The organism is Embleya hyalina, from assembly GCF_003967355.1.
GTDB lineage: Bacteria > Actinomycetota > Actinomycetes > Streptomycetales > Streptomycetaceae > Embleya > Embleya hyalina.
This window is the reverse complement of record NZ_BIFH01000076.1, coordinates 818-1,473: the sequence shown is the minus strand read 5'-3', so window position 1 is coordinate 1,473 and position 656 is coordinate 818.

Genomic DNA, 656 nt, shown 5'->3' with positions numbered 1-656 from the left:
AGGGAGGGCGGTCGGGTCGGGTTCCCGGGGGCGCCTTCCAGAGTGGGTGGGTTTGCTTCCGGCGGGCGTTGCGCTGTTGGTTGCGGGTGGCTGGTGCGGGGCCGGTCCGGCTCGTGGGGTGGGCCGCCGCAGGCGGCTGGCGTGCGGGGCTTCGAGGCGTGGGTTTTCGGCGAGATGGGTGTGTTGGTCGGCGAAAAAGCGGCCTGCAGCGGCGGACGGGGTGGGCGCTGGGCTTGGGTTCGCCGGGTGTGCGTTTCCGGGTGGGTGGGGTGTTTTCGGCGGGCGTTGCGCTTGTGGTCGGGGATGGCCGGTGCGGGGCCGATCCGTGTCGGTGGTGGGCCGCCGCCGGCGTGCGGGGCTCCGAGACCCGAAGCTCTCGACGAGGCGGGTGTGTTGGTCGGCGAAAACCAGCCTGCAGCGGCGGGCGGGGAGGGCGGTCGGGTCGAGGCTGCCGAGGTGCGTTTCCGAGTGGGTCGGCTGGGGTCGTCGAGAGTTGCGCTTCGGCTGCCGGGTGTCGGTGCGGGGCCGGTTCGGGTCGGTGGGCCGCCGCCGACGTGCGGGGCCCGAGACCCGAAGCTACCGGCGAGGCGGGCGCGTTGCTCACCGAAAACCGGCCTGCAGCGGCGGACAGGGAGGGCGGTCGGGTCGGGTTTCCG